Consider the following 214-nt stretch of genomic DNA (forward strand, 5'->3'; position numbering starts at 1 on the left):
TCTTCATCATTTACAAGAGAAAGGTCTTTTGCCTTTTCCTGCTATTAATGTCAATGATAGTGTTACGAAATCGAAATTTGATAATAAATATGGCTGTAAAGAATCACTCGTAGATGGTATTCGACGTGCAACAGATGTGATGATAGCTGGTAAAACAGCTATTGTCTGTGGCTATGGTGATGTGGGTAAAGGTTCAGCAGCTTCTCTTTCAGGT

Annotated in this window: 1 protein-coding gene; it reads left to right on the plus strand. The window is 37.9% G+C overall.

Translation table 11 applies throughout. From position 1 onward, the window contains the following. On the plus strand, positions 1–214 hold a 214-nt coding region (locus tag BN202_RS09205; RefSeq protein WP_034988344.1), incomplete at both ends, for an adenosylhomocysteinase.

Source organism: Bartonella florencae (assembly GCF_000312525.1).
In the GTDB taxonomy this organism is placed as follows: Bacteria; Pseudomonadota; Alphaproteobacteria; order Rhizobiales; family Rhizobiaceae; genus Bartonella; species Bartonella florencae.